The organism is Kitasatospora sp. NPDC058115, from assembly GCF_042884635.1.
Taxonomy (GTDB): Bacteria; Actinomycetota; Actinomycetes; order Streptomycetales; family Streptomycetaceae; genus Kitasatospora.
The window spans coordinates 222269-227955 of the sequence record NZ_JBHVTL010000007.1 but is presented as its reverse complement, the minus strand read 5'-3'; the positions used below and the strand labels follow the sequence as shown (position 1 = coordinate 227955).

General features: G+C 71.2%; 8 protein-coding genes. 4 read left to right on the top strand and 4 right to left on the bottom strand.

Translation table 11 applies throughout. The features are described 5' to 3' along the window. Positions 1–132: 132 nt before the first annotated feature. Together ACFVVL_RS10240 and ACFVVL_RS10235 are read right to left on the bottom strand one after the other, a co-directional pair. On the bottom strand, positions 133–327 hold the full coding sequence (locus tag ACFVVL_RS10240; protein ID WP_387673102.1) for a DUF397 domain-containing protein: 195 nt from the start codon (positions 325–327) through the stop codon (positions 133–135). Between the two features lie 11 nt (positions 328–338). Further along, entirely contained in the window at positions 339–1199 is an 861-nt protein-coding gene (locus ACFVVL_RS10235; protein WP_387673099.1) for a helix-turn-helix domain-containing protein, read from the bottom strand. 312 nt (positions 1200–1511) lie between these two features. Here ACFVVL_RS10235 and ACFVVL_RS10230 point away from each other — a divergent pair, with 312 nt between their 5' ends. The 3 genes from ACFVVL_RS10230 to ACFVVL_RS10220 are packed head-to-tail and all read left to right on the top strand — an operon-like array spanning position 1512 to position 2331. Continuing rightward, on the top strand, positions 1512–1880 hold the full coding sequence (locus ACFVVL_RS10230) for an ATP-binding protein (protein ID WP_387673096.1): 369 nt from the start codon (positions 1512–1514) through the stop codon (positions 1878–1880). Then, positions 1877–2092: a hypothetical protein gene (locus tag ACFVVL_RS10225; protein ID WP_387673093.1), complete on the top strand. Its 216-nt coding sequence runs from the start codon at positions 1877–1879 to the stop codon at positions 2090–2092. The genes ACFVVL_RS10230 and ACFVVL_RS10225 overlap by 4 nt, the downstream gene beginning before the upstream one ends. After that, positions 2089–2331, top strand: coding sequence for a hypothetical protein (locus tag ACFVVL_RS10220; protein ID WP_387673090.1), 243 nt, complete (start codon positions 2089–2091; stop codon positions 2329–2331). The genes ACFVVL_RS10225 and ACFVVL_RS10220 overlap by 4 nt, the downstream gene beginning before the upstream one ends. A 116-nt stretch (positions 2332–2447) precedes the next feature. On the opposite strand, the gene ACFVVL_RS10215 is transcribed toward ACFVVL_RS10220, so the two are convergent. Together ACFVVL_RS10215 and ACFVVL_RS10210 are read right to left on the bottom strand one after the other, a co-directional pair. Beyond that, positions 2448–3122, bottom strand: coding sequence for a heme oxygenase (biliverdin-producing) (locus tag ACFVVL_RS10215; protein ID WP_380295680.1), 675 nt, complete (start codon positions 3120–3122; stop codon positions 2448–2450). 221 nt (positions 3123–3343) lie between these two features. After that, on the bottom strand, positions 3344–3835 hold the full coding sequence (locus ACFVVL_RS10210) for an inorganic diphosphatase (RefSeq protein WP_344344657.1): 492 nt from the start codon (positions 3833–3835) through the stop codon (positions 3344–3346). A 218-nt stretch (positions 3836–4053) separates the two neighbouring features. Between ACFVVL_RS10210 and dacB the strand changes: the two genes are divergently transcribed. Further along, entirely contained in the window at positions 4054–5673 is a 1620-nt protein-coding gene (gene dacB / locus ACFVVL_RS10205; protein ID WP_387673087.1) for a D-alanyl-D-alanine carboxypeptidase/D-alanyl-D-alanine-endopeptidase, read from the top strand. Positions 5674–5687: the final 14 nt, after the last annotated feature.

Here is a 5687-nt window from a genome sequence, read left to right as displayed (position 1 = left end):
GGGGACCCCCAACCCACCCCCCGCCAGGGGCCCACACGCCAGCGGGGCCCCCCCCCCCGACCCCAGCGGGCGCCTGGGTGGTGGCGCAGGAAGTCGGCGGGCCCGACTTCCTGCGCAACCGGAAGGCGGAGGCTACGCGTGCTGGTCGAGTTCACCGGTTTTGATGGCCTGGAGGAAGTCGGCGAAGGACGAGGGGGCGATGCGGAGGATGAGGTCGCCGTCGTCGGATTCCCGGAGTTCGACCAGGCCGGCGGCCCCTGTGCGGATCTCGACGCAGTTGGCTTGGTCGCCACTGAAGCTGGACTTCTGCCAATCGAGCTGTGACATGTGCGCTTTCCTTAGAGGGCGTAGCGGATGTGCTGAATCAGTCCCCAGGAGTCGTGGTCGGCTCGGGATCGTAGAGCGCGAGATGCTTCCAGTTCCGGAAGCGCAAGGGACTTGAGGCGTTCGAACTTTGAGTGATAGGCGACGAGCGACTCTGGATCGCCATGGTAGGTGGAGCCGCCGGGGTGCTCCATCAGCACGGTGTCCAGGTCGGAGTGCGGACCGTGCACAATCATGAAAGACGTGTCCGTGGAGACGTACTCGGTACAGCGGAAGGGCAGGATCTGGATGGTGACGTGGGGGAGTTCGGTCACCTCGACCAGATAGTCGAGCTGTTCCCTCATGACCCTGGGGCCGCCGAACCGGGAATGCAGGGCCGCTTCGTGGATCACAGCGTGAAGTGGGAGGGACCCGTCGCTGCTTATGGCCTGCTGGCGGCTGCGGCGGAATTCCATCTTCTTCTCATCGCCGCTGAGGATGACCTCGCTGTAGCGCGGGACCTGAAGCAGCCCGGGGATCAGCAGAGTTTCGTAGCTGGAGAGAGAAACAGCGGTCGACTCGGACTCGGCCAGATCGAGGGCCGAGGTGTGAACGAACCCCTTGAAGGCACTCCACCAGCCCTTTCCGTTGCTGAGTCCCATCCGGTGTAGAGCTGCGGCATAGGTCTCATCCGTGTGGCCATAGGCGTCCAGCAGAACGGTCAACCGATCCGGATCCAGCCCCGTGCGGCCGGCCTCGATGTGGCTGAGTTGCGGGCCTCCCATGCCGACGAGTGCGCCGGCGTCTTTGACTGCCAGCCCTGCGCCCTCGCGGAGGCGCCTCAGCTCGGCACCGAAGCGCCGCTGCCTCTCACTGATGTGGGTCCTGAGTGCCAAGGGGTGTCCTTCCGTGTCGGAGCAGTCTCCCGCTGTAAGGGCTCGGGATGCCACTCGCGCGGGTGAGGCCTCTCGCCCCTGCCGGCTCATCTTCCCGGATCGTGTTGCACGCGTGGAACCTAATGACCTAACGTCAGTGTTGCGTCGATCACATGGCGGATCGTCAGTAATGCCAATTTCCAGGGCAGTAGGCGCATGCTGCCCATTTCGCACCGCAGAGCAGCCAGGTCCGGGCTGGCCTCGTTCACGGCGACGCATCCGTCGACCTTCTCTCCTCCCCTCCCTCCCTGCCTCTCCCCATGGAGGTCTCCCATGCGTGCCCTCAACCCGCCCGACTGCTCCACCTTCCGCGCCGAACTGCGCGCCAACCTCCGCTCCGCCGGCTGGCCGCCGGACGTCATCGCGGACGCCGAACTCGCCTTCCACGAGCTGTACATCAACGCCTGGCAGCACGCCGGCTCCCCGGCGCCGTCCGTCCTCGTCTTCCTGCGGCCCGCCACCCTGCGCGTCGCCGTCTGCGACGACTGCCCCGACCTGCCGCCCGAACCCCGCACGCCCACCGACCCCTACGCGACCTCCGGACGCGGCCTCCACCTCGTCCGCGCCCTCACCCACCGGTTCGGCGCCCACCCCACCAAGACCGGCAAAGTCACCTGGTTCGAGCTGGACGCCGCCGCGTGAACCTCCCCCTCACCCCGCACGACCCCTACCTCCGCACCTACACCGAGCCCGAGATCGCCTCCCTCCTCCGTGAACTCCACGAGCGCGGCGAGCCCTTCGGCATCCGGTGGGGCTCCGCCCACGTCAACGGTGCCACCGTCCACCTCGGCGACACCACCCTCGCCACCTTCCTCAACCTCCTCGAACTCCTCCGCCGAGCGAGCCGGACGTGACCGACTTCCTCATCGGCGCCGCCTTCGCCACCCTCCTCGCCCTCGCCCTCGCCACCGTCATCACCGGTGTCATCACCGCCCTCAAGGTCGGCCCGCCCCCGCCGCCCATCACCCGCCACGGGCGCTGGGAACTGCGCACCTCCCCCGACGGCACCCCCGAATACACCTGGATCGCCCGCCAGGCCCGCCACTTCAGCCCCGAAACCAACCCCTACAACCACCGCCGCATACCCCGATGACGCACCTCGGAGCAGGAAGTCGACCACACCGACTTCCTGCTCCGACCGGGGCCATGGGAGCAATGCCGAAGAGCAGGAAGTCGACCACACCGACTTCCTGCTCCGTGCTCAGCCGTTCAGGCGCTCAGCGGGTACCGGGTGTCCAGGTCGCGGAAGACGGCGCCGTTCAGCTGGAAGGCGCGCTTGCACTCCTCGACCACCCGGCGGCGCTCGACCTCGTCCATGGCCACGCCGGCCGCGTCCAGCCTGGCCCGGTAGTCCCGCTTGAACGCGGCCGGGTTCTCCACCTGCTCGAAGACGTAGAACCGCACGCCGTCGCCCTTGCGCTCGAATCCCCAGGTCTTCTCGGCGAGGCCGCGGATGATCTGGCCACCCGACAGGTCGCCCAGGTAGCGGGTGTAGTGGTGCGCGACGTAGCCCGCCGGCCAGTCGGCCGCGAGCTCCTCCAGCCGGGCGGCGTACGCGGCGGTGGCGGGCAGCGGGGCGAGCCCCTCGCGCCACCGCGGACCGCGCAGGTGGGCCAGGTCGCGCTCGATGGCCTCGGTGCGCAGCAGCGCGGGGTCGATGAAGGGACCGGCCACCGGGTGCCCCGCGAGCTCCTGCGCCCGCTCCTCCAGTGCGCGGTAGACGTACCAGAGCTGGGCGGTGAGGTCGGCGTAGGCCTCGACACCGAGGTGCCCGCCGAGCAGACGGCTCATGAAGGACGACTGCTCGGCCGCCTCGTGCTCGGCGCTGCTGGCGGTGCGCAGCACGGTCGAGAACGGGACGACGGGCTGCTCGGGTATGGGCATGCGGGCCTCCAGAGATCGAGTACACCCCCGATTGCTTCGGTTAGCCTAACCTAAGTTTCCGTCATGCCGACAGAGTGTCGGGAAGAACCGTGCGCGCCCCCGGGAACGGCGAAGGCCGGGGCCCGCGGAAAATTCCGCGGACCCCGGCCTCCCACTGCCTCGACCTACCTCGGAACGTCCGGGCGGACGGACCGCCGGACGGACGAGATGGGCACGACGGCTCAGTGACCGCCCTGCTCCGCCAGGCGCTTGATCGACGCGGTGACCTCGGCCTCGGCCTCGGTGCGGCCGACCCAGTTGGCACCCTCGACCGACTTGCCGGGCTCCAGGTCCTTGTAGACCTCGAAGAAGTGCTGGATCTCCAGGCGGTCGAACTCCGACACGTGGTGGATGTCCTGCAGGTGCTCCCAGCGCGGGTCCGTCGCCGGGACGCAGAGCAGCTTGTCGTCGCCGCCGGCCTCGTCCGTCATCTTGAACATGCCGATGACGCGGCACTTGATCAGGCAACCGGGGAAGGTCGGCTCGTCCAGGATGACCAGGGCGTCCAGCGGGTCACCGTCGTCCGCCAGGGTGCCCTCGACGTAGCCGTAGTCGGCCGGGTAGCGGGTCGAGGTGAAGAGCATCCGGTCGAGCCGCAGACGGCCGGTCTCGTGGTCGACCTCGTACTTGTTACGAGAGCCCTTCGGGATTTCGATAAGGACGTCGAACTCCAACGGTTCCTCCAAGGTAGGGACTGACAGAATCCAAGTGTCTCCTACGGGAGTGAGTGCTGAGGAAAGGGGCCGGTTCGGTGCGTGCAGGGGCTGGGTCGGGGGACCGACGCGGGGGGACGGCCGCGGGGCTGTTCGGGGCGGCGGTGCTGGTCGCCGGGACGGTGCTCGGTGCGGGCGGTGCGTACGCGCAGCCGTCCCCGCCGCCGTCCGGAACCGGCTTGCCGTCCGGATCGGTCGCGCCGTCCGGATCGTTCGCGCCGTCCGGGTCCGGATCGCTCTCGCCTTCCGGCCGGGCCACCGGGAAGGCCCCGGGTGGCGAGGACGAGGGCGACGGCGACCGGGACGACGGCAGGGGCGGCAAGGGGGACCGGGGCGGCAAGGGGGACGACGGCGACCGCAACGGCAACCGGCCGGGGCACCGGGGCGGCGAGTCGCCCCACGCGTCCGCGAGCGCCACCGGCACCGCCACCACCCCGGCCGCCGGCACGGCGGGCACCCCCACCACCGGCGCCGGCCCCGCCGCGCCCGCCGCCAAGCCCACCGGCGCCGCCCGCCCGGCCCCCGCCGGGACGGTGCTGACCGCCGCCGGGGCCGGGCCGGACACCGGCCTGCCCACCTCCCAGGGCCTTCAGCAGGCGCTCGCCGCCGTGCTCGCCGACAAGAACCTCGGCACCGTCGGCCTGGCCGTCGCGGACGCCGCCGACGGCCAACTCCTCTACGGCAGCGGCGAGAACACCGCCGCCACCCCGGCGTCCACCACCAAGCTGGCCACCTCGGTCGCGGCGCTGTCGCTGATCCCCGGCGACACCCGGCTGACGACCCGGGTCGTCAAGAACGCGGCCACCGGCGGGATCACCCTCGTGGGTGGTGGCGATCCGACCCTCACCGGGCTCCCCGCCGACCAGGTGCAGATCGGCGGCGTCCCCGCCGACCCGGACACCGCGCCCGCCTCGCTGGACGCCCTGGCCCGGCAGACCGCCGCCGCGCTGAAGGCCGCGGGCACCACCGCCGTCGCGCTCGACTACGACGTCTCCCTCTACTCCGGCAGCCCGCTGCACAAGAACCACGACAACGAGAACATCGCCGCGGTGACGCCGCTGATGGTGGACGAGGGCAAGGTCGACCCGAAGAGCCGCGAGGACGCGCCCGCCCGCGTCACCGACCCGGCCGGGGCGGCCGCCGAGGCCTTCGCCAACCTGCTCAAGGCGCAGGGCATCACCGTCCAGGGCAAGGCGAAGCAGGCCACCGCCCCGGCCGCCGCCGACGCGCCGGTGCTCGGGCGGGTCGACTCGCCCACCGTGTCCCGGCTGGTCGAGCGGATGCTGACCACCTCCGACAACACCCTCGCCGAGGCGCTCGCCCGGCAGGCCGCGCTCGCCGCCCACCAGCCGGCCAGCTTCGAGGGCGCCGCCACCGCCGTCACCCAGGAACTCGCCCGGCTCGGCGTGCCGACGGCCGGCGTGGTGCTCAACGACGGCAGCGGCCTGCACACCGGCAACGCGATCCCGCCGGTCGTCCTGGTCAAGCTGCTCGCGCTCGCCGCCTCCGCGGACCACCCGACGCTGCGCCCGGTGCTGACCGGCCTGCCGATCGCCGGCTTCACCGGCACCCTCGGCAAGCGCTTCGGCTCCGCCTCGGGCGCCGCCGACGCGGCCGGCCTGGTCCGCGCCAAGACCGGCAGCCTGAGCGGCGTCAACACCCTGGCGGGCACCGTCGTGGACGCCGACGGCCGCCTGCTCTCCTTCGCCCTGATGACCCGTACCACCGCCCCCGCCGACACCGCCCGCACCGCCATGGACCGCGTCGTCGCCCGCCTCGCCGCCTGCGGCTGCCACTAGGCGGGCTGGGCGGG